Genomic DNA, 18,761 nt, shown 5'->3' with positions numbered 1-18,761 from the left:
TATTTTACAATAAGAAAATTTTATTGATCAATACAGCTTATGATTACATCATAAACAACCGAATCGATCTTCTCATTTGGTTTTTTATTATCAAAACAATTCTTAACATATTGGATGATTCCACTACTTAATTCTTTAACACTGACAATATCAGGGTGAGATGGATAATAATCTTGCATGATATTATTAACAATCTCAGTAGCTAATTGTTCTTTACTAGGATCTTTATAAAAGCTATTTTCAATCAAATCTAAGACGTTATTGAAATAAGCTTGGGTATTGTTAGCTCAGATATCATCTTTCTTTAAGATGATCTTAAACGTTTGTTTAAGTTTATTATTATAAACATCAAAACTAAGATTAATAAAAGCATCAATCTTTTGTAATAACTGTGCTGCTAATAACTTATCGCTATTGTCATACGTCTTAGTAATAAAGATATGTCGAAAAAACTCAAAATCATCAATATTTCAGTAATTTTCTTCTTTGGTCGCTAAATAATCAAAGTATCACAGATTATCTGGAAAGTTAACAATTGTCTTGTTAATAAGTTCTTTCTTATCTAATTTTTCTAGTCAATCAAACTCGCTTTCATACATTAAGCGTTTGGTTACTAAATGAGCTTGTTTGAAATAATCAACTAATCCTAGTGGTAAATAATCCGTATCCAATTCTTCTTGGATACTTAATAAGGCTTTTTTATAGTCTTTATTATCAAGATCAGTTTTAATCATCTTTATTAAAGATAGATAAAACTGAGTGTTTTGATCATTGATTAGTTCACTATTCTCAAGATCATCTATGATCTCATTGATCGTATGAAAGGTTTTATTCATTGTCTTCATCATTCTTATGAGGTTTGATTGTTTTTTGATTATCACCACTTACCACAATATAGTATTGGGAATTAATAATTCCCAATTGGTCAAAATAAGCTTTTAGTTGATTATTGATTTCATCTGGAATCACAATCGTACTTAGATTGTGATTGGGTTTTTGTTGGTTGTTTATGAAATAAATGTGTTCATGCACTTCGTGTTTGATCGTGTAATAACGTTTAAGATCACATGAAGTGTTTAAGAAAGAATCAACAATCTTAAGTTGGATAAAAGTTTGTAAGCAATTATAAACTGAAGAAACGTTGGGTTTGGTATTGGTCTTTTTATAGATATGTTGAATAATATCTTCGATTGAATGATAGCTAGAATCGTCTAATAAACATTCCAAGATCAATCTTCTAGGTTTGGTGATTCGGTAGTTGTTTTTATTAAGGATTCCTAGATAGTAATCTAGTTGATTATCATTCTTCATTAACTAATCCTTCAACAAACTTTTTGTTACGAATCATTTGTATCTCTTCTTTATATAAAGGCATTTCACCTTTAGTTGGATGATCAATCCAAGGGGTTTCTAGAATGATGATCTTATTACAAATTGCATCGTGATAGATGAAATTGATTAGGTTGCCAAACCCAATCATGCCATAACCTAAATTGGCATGGCGATCTTTTTTAGCACCCATTGGGTTTTTAGAATCATTTAAATGAATTACGTATAAGTATTCTAGTCCAATCACTTCATCGAAGTGATTGATTAGATCGTTGGTTTTAGATAAATCATACCCAGCATCATGAACGTGACAAGTATCAAAACAAACTCCGATTCTTGATTTGTCAGATATCTGATCTATTACATATCTTAAATCTTCAAATTTTGAACAGATCTGTTGCCCCTTGTCAGCCATTGTTTCAAGACAAATAACTGTGTCTTTTGTCATTGAGATCGCTTTATTTAATTCAGCTGCTAAATAGTCTAATGCTTGGGTTTTATCTTTAACATTTAAAGCTGAACCTGGGTGTAAAACGAAGTATTTAGCTCCTAGTTCATAGGTTCTTATCAGTTCACTTAAAAATAATTCAAAAGATCGTTTTCGTTTTTGTTCATCACCATTAGCCAAATTAATTAAATAAGGAGCATGAACCACATAATTATTACCTAAATCACCAAGATCGTGTTGAGCTAAATACTCTCTTGCTTGATCTAATTTAAATTGATCAGTTGGTGTTCGTCGAAAACTTTGTGGTGGACCACTATAAAACATGAAACTGGTTGCACCATAATCAACCACCGTTTTAACCATTCCCAACATAAAATCAGGTTTAGTTGCACCAACAAAACAACCTAAATACTTAATTTTGTTTGATTTCATAGATAAGATAAAAATAAAACCAGCGCGGTTTTATTGCTTGGTTTTATTTTAATTGTTTATTTTTTTAAATTATTTAGATTGCTCAACAACACTAACCTTAGTTTTGTTACCAAAAAACTTAGTGTATCTAACAATCCCATCTGCTAATGCAAATAGGGTGTCGTCTTTACCTTGGCCAACGTTTTTACCAGGTCAGATCTTGTTACCTCTTTGGCGATAAATAATTTGACCAGTTTTAGCGTGTTGACCATCAGCTAATTTAGCACCTAAAAACTTTGGATTAGAGTCACGGCCGTTTTTAGTTGAACCCACACCTTTTTTAGAAGCAAAAAATTGCAGGTCTAAGTGAAATCAGATTTTTTTCATTTTATTTTCCTATAACGATTCGATTGGTTTCATCAATGATCTTGATGTGTTGATCATAGACTGAAGCGATTACTAATAATTGGGTTTTGATTAGATCAATAGCAATTAAATTCTTACTATTTACTTCAAGTAACTCAAAAAAGATTGAGTTATTGATTGAATCTTTAACCACTTTAAGATCATTTGGTGAGAAATAATTAATTCCCCCAAAAACGATTGCACTAACTCCTGCGCACACAATATCTTGGTTGTATTCAGCAAAGAATGCATGACCAGAAACTTTTATTGCACTTGCATAAAAAGTTATTGTAATCATTGTTAATTTAATTATCCGTGGTTGATCGCTACAACTTTAAGCTTGGTGTATGGTTGTCTGTGACCGTATTTTTTTAAGTGGTGTTTTTGTGAAATGTGTTTAATCACATTAATCTTTCTTTGCTTACCTTGTTTAAGCACTTCACAAGTAACTGAAGCTCCTTGAACAAAAGGTTTACCAAAAGTGTTATTCACAAAATACACTTTGTCAAAAACGATTTTTTCACCTACTTGAGAATTTAATTTCTCAACGTAGATTTCATCGTTTAATTTAACGCGATACTGTTTTGAGCCTGATGCAATAACTGCAAACATCTTATTGTATTTCCTCCAGATAGACTCGTTATCATGGTGATCAAGTAAAACTTGATACTTATTTACCATTACTAAACGGTTGAAACTAGATTGTTGGTCTAATTTTGCTTATTTTTCTTAAATAAGTCTTATATATTATACCAGATAAACCACCTACATTAGGGTTGATTCATCAACATTAGCTTGGTTAAGGTCATAATAATAACCTTTTTTAGCTATTAGTTGTTCATGATTGCCACTTTCAATAATCTTACCTTTTTGCATCACTAAGATATTATCAACGTTGATAATCGTTGATAATCTGTGTGCAATCATTACCACTGTCTTTTTATTCATTAGATTAAAGATTACATCTTGAATTAGTTTTTCAGTTTTTGAATCAAGACTTGACGTAGCTTCATCCATAATTAAGATATCAGCATCACTTAAGAATGCTCGTGCTAGTGCGATCTGTTGGATCTGACCAGATGAAAAGTTAGATTGGTTTTCATCAATAATTGTGTCATAACCATCTTTAAGATTGGTGATAAAATTATGGATTTTAGCATCGTCAGCTGCTTTTAATACTTGTTCTTTAGTTGCACCAGGTTTAACACAAGCAATGTTGTTATAAATCGTATCACTAAACATGATACTGTCTTGGAGAACAACACTAATCTTTTGATTAAATTGATACTCATCAAGCTTTTTATAATTATGCTCATTAAAGTAGATCTCACCACTTGATGGTTGACAATATCTTGATAATAAATTCATAATTGTTGATTTACCAGAACCAGTTTGTCCTACGATCGCTGTTGAAGTGTTTGCTTTAATTTCAAAACTAATATTATCTAGTGCTAAGTTTTTGTTGTCATATGAAAAACTAACATTATCAAACTTAATGGATTCAAGTTTTTCAATTGGAGTGTTTTCATAACTAAACTTTTGTTTTAAATTTAAGAATGTTTGAATTCTTTTAATTGAAGCAAAAGTTATTTGAATATCAGCTGAAACTCTGAATAAATAACCCAATTCACCTAATGTAAATCTCAACATTAGATTAAAGGTTGTAATTAAAGCTAAATTAACTGTGCTTAAAAACTGGATTGGTGATCCTGAACCAATATTAAACGCCTGAAATAATAAAGCAAAAATAAATGAACTAATGATTACGGTATCTTCAAATAAGAAATTGATCGGATAGATCATACTAAACAAATTAGTCGATCTTAGATTTGCTTTTAGATAATCATCAGATAATTGCTTGAATTCTTTATTAACAACATTCGTAATATCTAAAGATTTAATTAGTTCATATTGTTGAATATGTTCTTCAATAAATGTTCCCAGCTTTTCATATAAAGCCAAGCTTTTTTCTTGAGCTTTATTAGCTCTTTTAATTACGATCATTTGCACTAAAAGCATAATCAACATTAATCCGATCGTGATTAATGTTAGATAAGGTGAAACGACAAATAAAGCAATAAAAATAAAGAAGGTAACGATTGGGGTTGAGAACAATTCACCTAAAAAAGTTGACAGGTTGGCTGAGATTAAATCAACATCAACAGTGATCTTATTAATAACTTCACCGTTCATCATTTTTTGTAAAGTTAATAGATCGATTTTGTGAATCTTATTAAATACAATATCTCTTATTTTTACCGTAGTTTTATAAGCTAATTTGATTGTTATTACTTTGCTTAACAAGTAACAAAGAAATAACAAAAGATAGATCCCAGCTAAGATTCCAGCAAACTGTAATAACTTAATTCAGTTTTCTTGTGCAATAACTGGATCTAGGACGGAAATATTAACAATAATGTTTTGAATAATATAACCAAAGATCAATGAGCTTCCAATTCTAAAAGCAGATTTAAAGATTGTTAGAATTATCGTTAAAGCCAGAACTTTTCTATCGTCTTTTAATAAACGAAAGAGTTGTTTTAATCTAAGCATGATTAAACTTCATCTCCAATCTTTTTTTGCGAATCGTAGATTTGTTTATAGATCTCACAAGAATTTAATAAGTTCTTATGAGTATCATATCCAACAACATTACCTTGATCTAGAACAATGATCTTATCAAGATCTTTAATGGTTCTAATTTGTTGACTGACAAAGATCTTAGTGCGATCTTGATAGTTAGCTAAAATCTTATCCAAAACCTTTTTAGCAGTAATGTTATCAAGTGCAGTTAGTGAATCATCAAAGATCATGATTTTACTATCCCTGATCAATGTTCTAGCAATACACACTCTAGCTTTTTGACCACCTGATAGGTTGTTACCAAACTCAATTAGGTTATGTTCTAATTTATCATCTAAATTATCAATAAATTCGTTAGCACAAGAATGATCTAAAACTTGATTAAGTCTATTTTCATCAGCATCTGGATTAGCTTTTAAAATATTTGATTTAATACTTCCAGAAAACAATTGTTTCTTTTGGAAATCAATAGCTACTGATTGTCGAATATGTTTAGTTTGGTACTTATTAATATCAACATCATCGATCTTAATCATGTTTTCTGGTGCATTATTTATCTTTGCAAGCAACTTACAGAAAGTTGATTTACCTGAACCTATTGATCCAATAACTCCAATATTCGCTTTGGATTCGATAGTTAAATTAACATTATTTAGAACATTAAAGTTATTTTGTTCATACTTAAAATTAAGACCATTTATTGAAATTTTACCGTTAATTTCATCATAAATAGCTGTATTTAGCTCTATTTCTTCTTTTAAGTCTAAGACGCTTTTAATTCTTTGTGTAGCTGATCTTGTTTTAAGAATATTTAAAACATAGTCACATACACCAATGACAACATAACTGGTGTAAGTTAAGTAGTTTAAAAATGCAATTATTACACCTGGTGATAATGATGTACTAGTTTTATTAATATATCCAGCTGCAACTAATGACAATGTGATAAATATATTAATTCCTAAAGAAATTATTTGTCACATAATTCCAAGCGTTAAATCAGCTTTTAATACTGATTTAACTCATTGTTTATGATGGTTATCATATCTTAAGCCTTGGAATTCTTCTAAATTAAATGATCTAATTACCTTTATTCCAATGATATTTTCTCGAATCACTTGATTTAAGTTATCAAGAGATTGATAACTTTTTTTGTAATGATTTCTTGTTTTCTTAGATCCATAAACAATTAACAAAATTAATAAAGGTATAAAGATTAAATAGATTAAAGATAAGTATCTACTTAAAGCGATTGAAAACCCAATATAAACCATTAGTTCCATAACGTTTTCAATCATGTAAACAAAGACATTGATCGCCGTTTTTTCTAGTTTGAAATAATCAACATTTAATCTATGAATTAACGTTGATCTTGGATACTTATAAAACTCGTCTAAACTGAGTGAATTGACTTTATAGTATATTTGATTTTTTAGCAAATTTACCGCTAATAACGTTTGTTTTAATAAAATAATTCGTCCAATTACTTTAATAAAAAAACTAATAATAATTAAACCTAGACTGACAGCTGTAAGTCTAAGTGTAGCCTGTAGTTTATTATTAGGATCAGGTACTAGTCAGTCTGGTTGTTTGATTCCACTAATTAGATCAACGAAGTTTTGAATAATTAGGATCACATACCCAGCGACTAGTACATAAATGATTGAAGCAATGATTCCGATGCTAAGCATGAATCATTGCTTTGCTTTAAAATTCTTGATGATATAACTCATTAAATGTCTTAATACTTATTAAAGTTTATGAATGTTCTGTTTAGTGCTTTATCAAAACAGATATTGTTTTAACAGAACTATGACAATAAATTAGTCTATTGTCTAAGTAAATAACTAAGATTGATTTTTATAAAAATCAATTAGCAGTAAGATTATAAAATAATCTGACAAATTAACTGATTGCTAGCAATTTTGCTATAGAGCCTGTTGTGTGTATGATACTAGAATCTAGTAACGCTAAATAATCGTCTAACAAAATAAATTATTAAATTAAAATTTAAGTGTCTAGTATAGACACAAATAACCTTTATTATTCATGGGGATGTCAAGGCTTCGACATGATTGATAAACTTATTAGTTCAGTAGGGTCTGCCCTTTATAGCTCAAGGTATAAATAACCGACAAAACTTCTAAAGAACTAGCTGACGAAAACTTTGTTTTAAATCAGTTAGCATCAAACAACTACGCTTTAAATTTCTAAATAAACATTAAATAAGCGTGCTAGGTTTTTTAAAAACCTAGTTATATCGGATAAAACTAGATCTTTGTTACTCGTTTTTAGTTTTACTGTTAATACTGATTAATTAGTTTTTTGACCTAACGATAACTACGGACCAGGATGTTGATACTTATTACTTGGTTTGAGATCAACAAGTATCTAAACTGTAAATAAAACTAATCTGATGAGTCGATTGTGGAAACGGGTTCGATTCCCGTCATCTCCACCATTAATACAATACTTTCTATAATCTCCTTCACTTGTTAATGAAGGAGATTTTTTATTTGTACTCAAACAAATATAAGCACTAATTCATACACATAAAAAAAAATAACGGTTTATTAAAATTTACCGTTATTTTTTAATAAATATGTTGATGATGTAAATGAAGATAAACTAATCCTAAATTAGAATTTCTTTAGATTTCATCAGTTCAATTAGTTCATCAAATACTTCATTGATTTCTTTAGTTGTATAAGTCTTATCAACTTGTTTTAGATAACATCTAACTGTATATTTAGTTGGTTGGTAAGTATCTTCATTATCAATCTGATTGGTTGAATTAAAGATTGAGATAATTTCTCATTTCGACAACTTATTAAAGCTATTAATTACATTAATAAAGCTGTTAAAGTCAACATCATTTTTTAGTTGGAAAGTAATATCTCTACTTACTTCTTGGTGGTGATCATAAGCTTCGTATGTTCTTACATAACGATTAATTGAAGTAATTAATCGTTCGAGATTAATATCTAAACAATAGATATCCTGATCAGCTAAATCAAATTCTTTTAGAACAGATTTTTTAATCCTACCAATATAACCAATCGTTTCATCATAAACAACTAATTTCAATGAATCGTTTTTAACTAGATAAGTATCATCATTAATTGTTTGGTAATTACAACTAAATCCAAAGTTTTTAACAATGATATCACTAATCCCTTTAATGGTGATTAGATCTAGTTTGATCCCTGAAGATGGATCATAACTATGATTGAATAAGTTATTAGCCATCACCAAACCAATGTGGTGGTTAGCACCATTTTTAGTTAATAGACTTTGAATCTCAAAGATTGGATATAACTTATTCTTATAAGATTGGTTTAGTTGATAAACTTCTAATAAGTTAGCTATAATATTTTGACGATAATACTGTCTAGTTTCAGCGATCGGATTAGTTACTACAACTGGATCTTTGTATCTAAATAGATTTAATAATTCAGCTCGTTTTTTAGAAGTTAAGTTATAAGTTCTAATATGATTAAACTTTAATGATCTTAGTTTTTTAGATAATCGATCTAACAATTCATTTGTTTCATTATTTACTTCAAGTAAATAATCTGCTTTAATTGGGATCGATTCAAATAGATTAATATTTAAGATCTTTAATAATTCTTCAACTAAATCTTGTCAGTTATAAATATCATTACGATAACTTGGAACATAGACAAGATCATCTCTAACTAAAAATCCCAAGTTAGTTAATGATTTTTGAATCTTAGCATCAGCTAAATATTCAACACTTCCCAATAAACTACGAATCTGATCGTAATTAACTTTTACTTGTTGATGATACTCATCAACACTAAATGTTTTAGATATATCAGATAACTGTTGATTATAAACCTTAGTTAATAAGTATTGGTATAAGTATTCAAAGGTCTTTTTGGTTTGATATAAAGAGATCTCTTTACTAAATAAACTAGAACTATTTGTGCTGATCTTATGATAAGCAGCTGATTTAATAATCTGATGTCGATCAAAATTACCTACTTCAATGAAGTAGTTAATACTGTTTTCATCAACAGCAGTTGCCATTGAACCAATGATCCCAGCAAGTGCAATGATCTTTTCATCATCGACAACTAAAAGATCACCTTCTTGGATTGTATAAGTTTTATTATCTAAACCTAAGAATGGTTCTTGCTTAGTTGCTTGAATTAATCTCACATCACCAACAATCTTATCAGCATCGTGGATGTGGATTGGGTTAGCCACAAACAACGGAATTAAATTAGATAGATCAACTAAATCATTAATTGGTTTAATGTGGTTGTTAATCAAGATCCCTTTAGTGTTTCAACTTGATTGTTGTAATTGATAGTTTCTTAAATGGATCCCACCAAAGTATTTGGCTTTATTATTAGTTTCATCTAAAACCTTAAAGTTAATCTGATGAAAATCAGTTTGTTTAGCTCTACCGATAATCTCAACATATTTAAGATTTAAATAAGCTGATAATTCTTTAGCTAAAAATCTAATTCCGTGTCAATCTGGACGATTAGAAGGTAATGAGATATCAAAGATCGTATCATCGATATTTAAATACTTATAAACTTCTGTATCACCTAATTTAGCTTTATCGAGAATAATGATATTTTTACTATCATATTCAGATAAGTATTCACTGTATTGGGGATTTAGATCACCATAAGAACATAGTACCCCACTACTATTAATTCCACGGATATCACGGTTAATTACCGTAATTCCGTTGGGTAATTCTGCACCTTCCATCCCAACAATCACATACTTATTAAGCACTTTATTCTGATCAAAAAGATTGGGAGAATCTGAGATTACATTGATAAATTTATTATCACTAATCTGGATTGAGCAGATATTTAGTGCTTCAGCGTGAGGGTGTTTTTTAATATTGAAGATTCTGCCGATCACTAAATAATCGATCATACTAAAAGTTTTGATCGATTCAACTTCAGCACCGATAGCATTAAGTGCTTCTACGATCTTTTTATCTTCAACTTTAAAGATTGTGGGAATGAAATTAGCAATTACTTTTTTTGATAACAACATAATTATTTACTACTCATAAAATTGCTTGATAAATCTGAAGTCATTAAGATAAAAATCCCTAATATCAGTGATATTATTTTTTAGCATTGCAATTCTTTCAATCCCAATTCCAGCAGCAATTCCTACCATTTTTTCACTATCAATGTGTGCAGCTTCTAGTACTTTTGGATGTAAGATTCCTGAACCCATGATCTCAATTCATCTGGTTTTTTTACATAAAAAACAACCACTTTGACAGTTTCAACATTCTACATCAACTTCAAAACTAGGTTCAGTAAAAGGAAAGTGTGAAAGTCTAAATCGAGTTTTTAGATCATTACCAAACATATGTTCGATGAATTTAGTAACAAACCATTTTAGATTTGCTAAAGAAAGATCTTTCTTAACTCACATAAAATCCATTTGCATAAACTGGTGTGAATGGGTAGCATCATCAGTATCATTACGATAAACATTACCAAAACTAATTACACGGATGTCTTTGTGTTTATTCATTGAAGCAACCGCTTCAATCGTACCAGCTGTACAATGTGTTCGTAATAACTGCTTATCATTTACATAAAACGTATCAGTAGTCGATCTTCCTGGGTGATCCAAGGGAATATTTAGATCATCAAAACAATGTTTGGTTGATACTAATTCGGGATAATTGGTAATCGTAAAGTTAAACTTCTTAAAAAAATCAACGATCTGATTGATTACTAGATTTAATGGATGAATCGATCCATCAACTAAATCAAGTGCAGGAATCATTAGATCATAAGCAGGTTTAATGCTTTGATCTAGATTGATTTCAAGTTGTTGATTTTTTTCTTCAAACAATTGTTGAATTGTTTCTTGTAGATAGTTTAAATCTTTACCAAACGCTTTTTTAGCTTCAAGTTCATTTAACTGTTTCAGTTGTCCAAACAGTGGTGAAACGTGTTTTTTAACAAAGATGTTTTTAGTTACTAACAGTTCTCTTTGATTATCGATTGAACTGATTGTAGTCTTAAAATCATCAATAATATTTTTGAATTGATCCATATGATAATGAATAGATAAGATAAAAAAGATATTTAAAGTGGTTAGCTTTAAATATCTTCATCAATGCGTTTTATGATGTTAGCACTTTGTCTAATGTATTCTTTGTATAACTCATTAAAGTCAAGACGCATCAGACTAATTAAAGTTAATAGTTCATCGATGAACTTTTGGCATGATCATCAATCTTCCATTGATAAACAAAGTTCATACAGTTCTAAAAAACGCTTTGAAGCGATTAAACTTGATGGTTTTTGTTTTTGTTGTTTGACATCAAAAACAAAGTTTAATTCAGCACTTTTATCAGCAGCAATCTCAGTTTTAAACTGGATTAGAAAACTGATTGATAAATGTAGCACATTAGCACAAGCTTCTAAGATCGCATGCACATCTTGTTTTGGTCCAGTTTTTCAAAACTTGTAAGCTTCGATCTGCTTAGCTAAATTACCAATCTCTACAGCAAGTCATAATCTTCTTTGCTTTTGGTTTTTCTTATAAGAGCTTTTAGTCTTTTTAAAGATGATAGTATCAAGCTCTGCTTGTTTTGTGACAAACTTTTCAAGGTCTAAAAGCATATCATCTATTTACCTGTAACTTCTTTTACTAACTTTTTGAAAGCTTCGTGATCGTGGATCGCGATTTCAGATAACATCTTACGGTTAATCGTAATTTGTTGTTTCTTTAATAAATTAATGAATACAGAATAAGTTACACCTAATTCACGTAGTGCACCATTTAGACGTTGAATTCAAAGTGCTCTGAATTCTCGTTTTTTATTCTTACGGTCTCTGAATGCGTATTTTGCAGATTTAATTACGGTTTGTTTAGCAACCTTATATGACGCGTGACGAGTTCCAAATGTCCCTTCGGCTTGGTTTAATCATTTCTTTCTGCGTCTTCTTGTAGTTGGTCCGCCTTTAACTCTCATCTTGGTTTTCTCCTAAAAATAATCTTATTTAGCAATTAATTGCTTAATTCTTTTGAAATCAGTTTTGTGCACTAAGCCATCTTTTCTTAGGTGGCGTTTTTGCTTAGTTGTTTTATTTGGTGCTAGGTGTGAAGTGTAAGCTTGCTTACGTTTAATCTTCCCGCTTTTAGTTGTTTTAAAACGTTTAGCTGCAGCACTTTTGGTCTTCATTTTTGGCATAGTAATTATTAACTTTCTTGACTAGTAGTTTGATTTAGTTCAGCTTTCTTCTTATTCTTAGTCGGAATAAAAACCGCTTCATACATATTGCGTGAAATCTTGGTGTATGGTTTTTGGATATCAGCATAATCTTGAATGATCTGATAGAACTTATCATAAACTTCTTTGATTAATTCTTCTCTGGTAACCATTCTTGAGAATGCTCTGATACTAAACTTGACATGAAACCCATCGTTTAATCATTCGATGGATTTTTTTGCTCTTCATTCAATATCATGATCACCCACTCCGGCTTTAAAGTTAATTTCTTTAACTTTAACGACGGTTTGTTTTTTCTTACTATCACGTTTCTTGCGTTTTTGTTCATAGACATGTTTACCATAGTCCATTAACTTCGCAATTACAGTGTTGGGATTATTTGAGATGACAACAACATCCAAACCCTTACTATCACCCATTGCTAGGGCAGCTTCTTTCTTAACAACCCCTAGATTAGTTCCATTTTCATCAATTAAAGTGAAACTATCAAATTTAATGTTCTTATTAATTGGTGGTAAATTTGGTTTTGGTCTTCGATTCCTTTGATTGTTGTCTTGGCTCATATAATCCTTTTTAAATAAAAAAATGTCACACAAACAAGAAGCAGTGTGAGCATTATATTGTTAATAAAATATAAAGTTAGCTTAGTTTCTTAAATCAATATGATCTATATTTAGTTAGCAACAAGATTTTCTTGGATTTAAGAAACTAATGTTCAACCACGATCTACAATTAAGAGATTTAGGTGAGTGTAACACTGCTTTTGTAATTATGATTTGATGATTTGGTTTTTATTCAAATAACTATTTGAAGATCATCTGATAAATTATAACACAATCTATTTAGATTTAGATGGATATCATCTCAATAAACCGAGTTTTTAATATCTTATCGTTTATATATAATCTTAGTTAAATGGTTGAACTATATTTTAAAAACTCTAGGTTTATTGGGTTATCTTATCAGATCTCTTCCAAACAAGAGGTAAAGGATTTACTTGAACAATTAAGAAAACAGTATAAGAAAGCTACTCATATCTGTTATGGTTATCTTTATAAAGATAACGGGGTTGAAACCGCTGGGTTTAGTGATGATAATGAACCAAAAAACACCGCAGGTAAACCGATATATGATCTGTTAAGAATCAAAGGATTGTATGGTTATGTTGTATTTGTAGTTCGCTTTTTTGGTGGGGTGAAACTAGGAGCTGGTGGATTGATTAAGGCGTATCGCAAAACTGCTAATGCTACGATTGATCTAATTTCTGCTTCAAATTCTTAGCAACTTCAATTGGCAAAACTTGAGACAAGCTGGCAATTGAAGCTTTTTTAATCTCATCTATCGTTTTAAAATATTCGATCAATCGTTGCTTTCTTTTTTTACCCAAACCCTTTATCTCATCAAGGACCGAATCATACAATGATTTGGCTTTGGTTTTGCGAAAGAAAGTGATCGCAAACTTATGCACTTCTTCTTGGAGGTTTGCTAAGAAAAAATAAAGTGCTGAAGATTTATCTAAACTGATCTCATTAAGATCATAATCGACAATCTTATCGGTTTGGTGTTTGTTGTTTTTAGCTAACCCAATCAGATTAATCTTTTTAGTAATACTTAAATCACTAATCACCTTTTTAGCTGCTAACACCTGATGTTTACCACCATCTAAAACAATTAGATCGGGGAGATCTACAAATTTATTTTTTAAAGAAGAATACAATCTCCGATAAATCACTTCATACATATAGTGATAATCACCTAATGAACTATCATCTTTAATCTTGTATTTACGATACTTCTTTTTATTAAACTGATTGTTTTCAAAAACAATCATCGCTGATACTTTATCAGTATTAAATAAGTTGGAATTATCATAAACTTCAATATAATTAAGTTTATCTACCTTGATCAATTCTTTTAATTGATCAAGGGCTAAGTTAATTGTTTGTTCTTTTTTAACTAACGAATCATATTTTTGGTTTAATTCATTACTAACATTTTGTAAAGCCAGATTCATAATCTCATTCATCTTCCCACTTGTGGGATTGATGATCTCAATCTCTAAACCTTCTTTTAATAAAGTTGAGTTTGTTTCATCTAATGAAGCATACAAAACCTTAGGTTTAATATTATCTTTATAGTATTGAGTTAAATAAGAAGTAATTACTTCTTGTTCATCACCATAATAAAAATCACAGATTGTGTTTTTAGATACTAATTGACTAGAGACATAAGAGAATAACACAATACAAATCACGTTTTGTCTGATCTGATAAGCTAGTACATCTACACGTTCCTTTGCACTATATAAATTAATAATCTGTTTATCAAAGATTAGTTTGATTGCTTTTTGTAGATCTAAATATTTTTTAGCTTGTTCAAAATCGAATTTGGAACTAGCAGCTAATTCTTTTTCTTTCAACCCACTTAAAACTTGATCAGCTCCGTTGTGAAAAAAATAGTCTATTTTTTTCTTCACAACTTCATAATCAGAATCTGTCACTTCATGAGTACAAGCTTTCATACACAAATTAAGATCATAAAACTCACACTTACGACCTTTTTTATTAAAGCAGTTTTTTAGTGGAAACAGTTTTAATAAAAGATTGTAAATATCATAAGCTTTCATCTCGCTAGATGCAAAAGGTCCGTAGTGTTTACCCTTTTTGGGATCAAAGTTTCTTGTATAAAGTAATCTTGGATACTTTTCTTTAGTAATCAGAATATAAGGATAACCATTGTTATCCTTAAGCAGAATATTATATCTAGGCTTGTGTTTTTTAATTAGATTAGCTTCTAGTAATAATGCTTCATTTTCATTATTAACTTCAATGAATTCAACATCAAAGATATCATTGACTAGCTTTGATGTTTTTAGATCTTTTGGCCCATTAAAGTATTGGTGGGTTCTTTTATAAATATTTTTAGCTTTACCAATATAAATAATCTCATTGAGATTATTTTTTCATAAATAACACCCTGGTTTTTTAGGCGCTAAATCTAGTTTTTGTTTCAGCTTAAAATTCATTGTCTTATATAATTTTATTATTATGAATAATAAATTGACAGAACGCCAGATCTTGATCTTAAAGGCAATTATTAATGAGTATATCTCAACTGCAACTGCAGTTGGTTCTAAGATTATCTTAGAAAAGTATTTTAACAATGAAGTGTCCAGTGCTACCATTCGCAACGAGATGTCAGTGTTAGAAAAAGAAAAGTATATTGAAAAACCTCATACTTCAGCTGGTAGAATACCAACGATTAAAGGTTATCAATACTATGAAGCTAATTTAGCTGAAACTAAGATCTCAGAACAATTAAAACAAAAGTTAATGACGATCTTAAATAAACGATATCATTCAATTGATGAAGTAATTGAACAATCAGTTGAATTCATTAATAATGTAACTAACTTACCTTCTGTCATAACTAAGTTCAAATCTTATGATCTATTAAAAAGAATGGATCTAATCAAGATTAATAATAATACCGCATTAATCTTGATTGTCTCTTCTTCTGGAGAAGTGATTAAAAAAACAATTAAGTACCAAAACTCAATTCAATATGATGATGTATCAACTTGTGTGCAGATCTTTAATGATCGATTAGTTGATACACCATTTATTGAATTGAAAGAAAAGTTGATTGCGATTAAAGAGATTGTGAGAACCAAAGTTCACGAATACGAATTCGTGATGCAACGAATAGTTAATTATATCTTTGATATTAATGAAAAGAGTACGATTAATATCAAAGGAACTAAGAAGCTTGTTATCCACCCCGAGTTTCACGATCACAACAAGTTAAGTGAGATCTTAAACTTGCTTGAAAATACTTCAATCTGAGAACAGATTTCATTCATGCAACAAAAAACTGGGAAATCTGTGATCACCTTTGGTCAAGATATTGGGATTGAAGGGATCTCGGTTGCTTCAACTTTGATCGAGACTGATCAAAACAAACACCAGATCGCGATCGTTGGACCTAACCGAATGGAATACGGTAAGATCAAGGGTTTATTAAATATCTTAAAAGAACAAGTTGAAAAGATCGATCATTTAAATTTACCAATCGATGATTTTGATCAATAATTAATAATGAAATTATTAAATACGATTAAGAGTTATGCTGATTTCTTAAAGATCAAAAAAGATGATCTTAAAGTTTTAGCTACTGAAATCAGGGATTATCTAATTAATCTAGGTTATGAAAAAAGTATTCATTGATCATCAAATCTTGGGATTGTTGAACTAAGTATTGCATTAGCATACTTCTTTAATCTAGATCAAGATAAGGTGTTCTATGATACCAGTCACCAAGCTTATGTTCATAAGATGGTGACTGGTAGATTTGATCAGATTAAATCAATCCGTCAAACGAACGGATTAAGTGGGTTACAAGATTTAAACGAATCTAAGTATGACTATTATGCTGGGGGTCATACTTCAAATTCACTTAGTGTTGCTAGTGGATTAGTTTTTAGTAATCAACTACTAAATAAAGAACAACTAATCATCCCCGTAATCGGGGATGCTAGTATCGCTAACGGGATTGCTTTTGAAGCAATCAATAATATCAGTTTTCATGATCATAAGATGATTATTATTCTTAATGATAATCAGATGTCGATCTCTGAAAACTTTGGTGAGTTTAATAAGTTATTAGCTAACTTAAAGAATGATCATACCAACTTCTTTAAACAACTAAATTATGAGTATATCAAAGTAGAAGATGGTCATGATCTAGATCAGATCTTTAAAGGTTTAGAGTTAGCTAAACAACTAGTTAAGAATAAACCCGTAATTGTTCATGTCAAAACAATTAAGGGTAAAGGAATTAAAGCAGCTGAAGCTGATTTAATTGGAACTTATCATAACTCTAATCGTTCAAATAAAACTTATCAAGATCAAGCTGGATTTATAGCAGCTAGTTATTTAGAAGCAAAACTAAAAGAAGGACAACAGTTTTGTATCATTAATCCTGCAATGACTTATGCAACTGGGTTTATTGATCTGATCAATAAGTACAAGAAAAACTATATTGATGTGGGGATTTCTGAAGAACACGCCCTATCAATGGCTTCAGGAGTAAGTTTAAATAAAGTTCCGGTTTTTTTACCAATCTATTCAACCTTTTTACAAAGAAGTTATGATCAATTAAACCATGATTTATCCCGACTTAATTTAGGGATAAATCTCTTAATTGATCGATGTGGATTAAATGGGACTGAAGGTTCATCTCATCATGGAATCTTTGATGTGGGGATGATTAAAAACACCCCAAATTCAAAGATCTATGCTGCAAGCAATGAGATCGTATTAAAAAAACTACTTAATCAAGTAATAACTAATACAAACCAAGTAATTGCAATTAGATATAATCGTTATTTTGTTGAACTAGATCAATACGAATCATATTATCAAAACTTTGATAATATCAATCAATGAGTAAAGTTGAACCCAGATAATAATTCAAACAAAACGGTCTTAATCTCATACAATAATGACCCAATCTTATTTAAGAAAGTATTAGATGAACAACAACTTAATGATGTTGATTGCTTTGATGCAATCCTAGTTCATGGTGATCAACTAGATCAAAACATCATTAAGATCCTAGATCAATATGATCAGATTTATATTTATGAAAATATTTATGGAAATATTGGATTAGTAAATGAGTTTTATCTATTAATTGTTGAAAAGAAATATCAAAATAAATCAATATATCCTTATAACTTTAAAACTATTCCACAACATGGAAATAATAAGGATTTATTAATTCGTCATAAGATGGATCATGAACAGGTAATTGATGAGATTAAGAAAAATTTAAATAAGTAATTAAATTTGTTCGTCTCTATACTTTCGATCTTACTAGGATTTAAGTAATTAAATATTTCATCACTGTAGAATTCATACTGGTTTTGTCTTGCGAGATTTCTAAAGGTATTCCTTGAGAAAAATCGTTTGATATTTGATGCAGACTTCAAGAATTTTAACAATCTTATTTTGAGTAGATAATGAAGGAATAGTGATAACAATCTTTCTAAATTTATCTTTAGATAAATTAAATCTAGTTACCCCACTAACACATTTATTAATTTGTTTTCTTTAAACATTTATATTAAATAAATGTTTTAAGAAATGTGGATTAACAAGATCATGATCATATATTCTATAACCAAACGAAAAAACTATTTAAATAAACGCTATTGTTTATATCTTTGTTATATAAACAACACATTGCACATTCATCAAAATTCTCTGAAGAATTAATGAATACTAAATCGTTAATCTACTTTGTTTTGTTTTCGTTTTCTAACAT

The 18,761-nt window shown here is 29.5% G+C and carries 19 protein-coding genes, 1 other RNA gene and 1 other annotated feature; of the genes, 4 read left to right on the top strand and 16 right to left on the bottom strand.

The features are described 5' to 3' along the window. Positions 1 to 20: 20 nt before the first annotated feature. The 8 genes from H3143_RS01745 to H3143_RS01710 all read right to left on the bottom strand — a co-directional run bounded on the left by H3143_RS01745 (position 21) and on the right by H3143_RS01710 (position 6,909). Positions 21 to 836, bottom strand: a complete 816-nt coding sequence (locus H3143_RS01745; protein WP_267128830.1) for a DUF3196 family protein — start codon at positions 834 to 836, stop codon at positions 21 to 23. Next, positions 829 to 1,311, bottom strand: coding sequence for a transcriptional repressor (locus tag H3143_RS01740; protein ID WP_182079096.1), 483 nt, complete (start codon positions 1,309 to 1,311; stop codon positions 829 to 831). Before H3143_RS01740 ends, H3143_RS01745 begins: the two co-directional genes overlap by 8 nt. Next, positions 1,298 to 2,209: a deoxyribonuclease IV gene (locus H3143_RS01735; RefSeq protein ID WP_182079095.1), complete on the bottom strand. Its 912-nt coding sequence runs from the start codon at positions 2,207 to 2,209 to the stop codon at positions 1,298 to 1,300. Before H3143_RS01735 ends, H3143_RS01740 begins: the two co-directional genes overlap by 14 nt. 69 nt (positions 2,210 to 2,278) lie before the next feature. Next, on the bottom strand, positions 2,279 to 2,566 hold the full coding sequence (rpmA, locus tag H3143_RS01730; protein WP_228444824.1) for a 50S ribosomal protein L27: 288 nt from the start codon (positions 2,564 to 2,566) through the stop codon (positions 2,279 to 2,281). Positions 2,567 to 2,576: 10 nt separating this feature from the next. Beyond that, positions 2,577 to 2,891 (bottom strand): ribosomal-processing cysteine protease Prp, encoded by a 315-nt coding sequence (locus H3143_RS01725; RefSeq protein ID WP_182079093.1) that lies wholly within the window; start codon positions 2,889 to 2,891, stop codon positions 2,577 to 2,579. Between the two features lie 11 nt (positions 2,892 to 2,902). Beyond that, positions 2,903 to 3,205 (bottom strand): 50S ribosomal protein L21, encoded by a 303-nt coding sequence (gene rplU, locus H3143_RS01720; protein ID WP_182079092.1) that lies wholly within the window; start codon positions 3,203 to 3,205, stop codon positions 2,903 to 2,905. An 11-nt stretch (positions 3,206 to 3,216) separates the two neighbouring features. Next, positions 3,217 to 3,296 (bottom strand) — a sequence feature (ribosomal protein L21 leader region). 62 nt (positions 3,297 to 3,358) lie between these two features. Beyond that, a complete protein-coding gene (locus tag H3143_RS01715; RefSeq protein WP_182079091.1) occupies positions 3,359 to 5,146 on the bottom strand; it encodes an ABC transporter ATP-binding protein in 1,788 nt (595 codons plus the stop codon). Positions 5,147 to 5,148: 2 nt separating this feature from the next. Then, complete coding sequence (locus H3143_RS01710) at positions 5,149 to 6,909, bottom strand: ABC transporter ATP-binding protein (protein ID WP_182079090.1); 1,761 nt, start codon at positions 6,907 to 6,909, stop codon at positions 5,149 to 5,151. A gap of 318 nt (positions 6,910 to 7,227) precedes the next feature. On the opposite strand from H3143_RS01710, the gene ssrA reads away from it, so the two are divergent. Continuing rightward, positions 7,228 to 7,637, top strand: a transfer-messenger RNA (tmRNA) gene (ssrA, locus tag H3143_RS01705). Positions 7,638 to 7,810: 173 nt separating this feature from the next. Here ssrA and pheT read toward each other — a convergent pair. Genes pheT through infC form a run of 6 tightly spaced genes read right to left on the bottom strand, consistent with a single transcriptional unit; the run spans position 7,811 to position 12,997 of the window. Further along, the gene (pheT, locus tag H3143_RS01700) at positions 7,811 to 10,225 is read right to left on the bottom strand and encodes a phenylalanine--tRNA ligase subunit beta (RefSeq protein WP_182079089.1); all 2,415 of its coding nucleotides are present in this window, start codon (positions 10,223 to 10,225) and stop codon (positions 7,811 to 7,813) included. A 9-nt stretch (positions 10,226 to 10,234) separates the two neighbouring features. After that, the gene (pheS, locus tag H3143_RS01695) at positions 10,235 to 11,251 is read right to left on the bottom strand and encodes a phenylalanine--tRNA ligase subunit alpha (protein ID WP_182079088.1); all 1,017 of its coding nucleotides are present in this window, start codon (positions 11,249 to 11,251) and stop codon (positions 10,235 to 10,237) included. Between the two features lie 47 nt (positions 11,252 to 11,298). Further along, positions 11,299 to 11,823, bottom strand: a complete 525-nt coding sequence (locus tag H3143_RS01690) for a dUTPase (protein ID WP_182079087.1) — start codon at positions 11,821 to 11,823, stop codon at positions 11,299 to 11,301. A gap of 5 nt (positions 11,824 to 11,828) precedes the next feature. Next, on the bottom strand, positions 11,829 to 12,176 hold the full coding sequence (gene rplT / locus H3143_RS01685) for a 50S ribosomal protein L20 (protein WP_011113605.1): 348 nt from the start codon (positions 12,174 to 12,176) through the stop codon (positions 11,829 to 11,831). A gap of 24 nt (positions 12,177 to 12,200) precedes the next feature. Then, positions 12,201 to 12,395, bottom strand: coding sequence for a 50S ribosomal protein L35 (rpmI, locus tag H3143_RS01680; RefSeq protein WP_011113604.1), 195 nt, complete (start codon positions 12,393 to 12,395; stop codon positions 12,201 to 12,203). A gap of 8 nt (positions 12,396 to 12,403) precedes the next feature. Then, positions 12,404 to 12,997: a translation initiation factor IF-3 gene (infC, locus tag H3143_RS01675; RefSeq protein WP_182079086.1), complete on the bottom strand. Its 594-nt coding sequence runs from the start codon at positions 12,995 to 12,997 to the stop codon at positions 12,404 to 12,406. 352 nt (positions 12,998 to 13,349) lie between these two features. Between infC and H3143_RS01670 the strand changes: the two genes are divergently transcribed. Further along, positions 13,350 to 13,715 (top strand): YigZ family protein, encoded by a 366-nt coding sequence (locus H3143_RS01670; RefSeq protein WP_182079085.1) that lies wholly within the window; start codon positions 13,350 to 13,352, stop codon positions 13,713 to 13,715. On the opposite strand, the gene uvrC is transcribed toward H3143_RS01670, so the two are convergent. Beyond that, positions 13,681 to 15,459, bottom strand: a complete 1,779-nt coding sequence (uvrC, locus tag H3143_RS01665) for an excinuclease ABC subunit UvrC (RefSeq protein ID WP_228444818.1) — start codon at positions 15,457 to 15,459, stop codon at positions 13,681 to 13,683. The genes H3143_RS01670 and uvrC overlap by 35 nt on opposite strands. 22 nt (positions 15,460 to 15,481) lie before the next feature. Here uvrC and hrcA point away from each other — a divergent pair, with 22 nt between their 5' ends. Continuing rightward, entirely contained in the window at positions 15,482 to 16,525 is a 1,044-nt protein-coding gene (gene hrcA / locus H3143_RS03490) for a heat-inducible transcriptional repressor HrcA (protein ID WP_228444817.1), read from the top strand. Positions 16,526 to 16,531: 6 nt separating this feature from the next. Then, on the top strand, positions 16,532 to 18,277 hold the full coding sequence (locus tag H3143_RS01660; RefSeq protein ID WP_182079084.1) for a 1-deoxy-D-xylulose-5-phosphate synthase: 1,746 nt from the start codon (positions 16,532 to 16,534) through the stop codon (positions 18,275 to 18,277). 99 nt (positions 18,278 to 18,376) lie between these two features. Here the strand turns inward: H3143_RS01660 and H3143_RS03570 are convergent, their stop codons facing one another. Then, positions 18,377 to 18,538 (bottom strand): restriction endonuclease subunit S, encoded by a 162-nt coding sequence (locus H3143_RS03570; RefSeq protein ID WP_182079117.1) that lies wholly within the window; start codon positions 18,536 to 18,538, stop codon positions 18,377 to 18,379. Between the last annotated feature and the right edge of the window lie 223 nt (positions 18,539 to 18,761).

The organism is Mycoplasma tullyi (assembly GCF_014068355.1).
Lineage (GTDB): Bacteria > Bacillota_I > Bacilli_A > Mycoplasmatales > Mycoplasmoidaceae > Mycoplasmoides > Mycoplasmoides tullyi.
The sequence above is the reverse complement of the archived record's forward strand: the minus strand, read 5'-3'. Positions and strand labels throughout refer to the sequence as shown.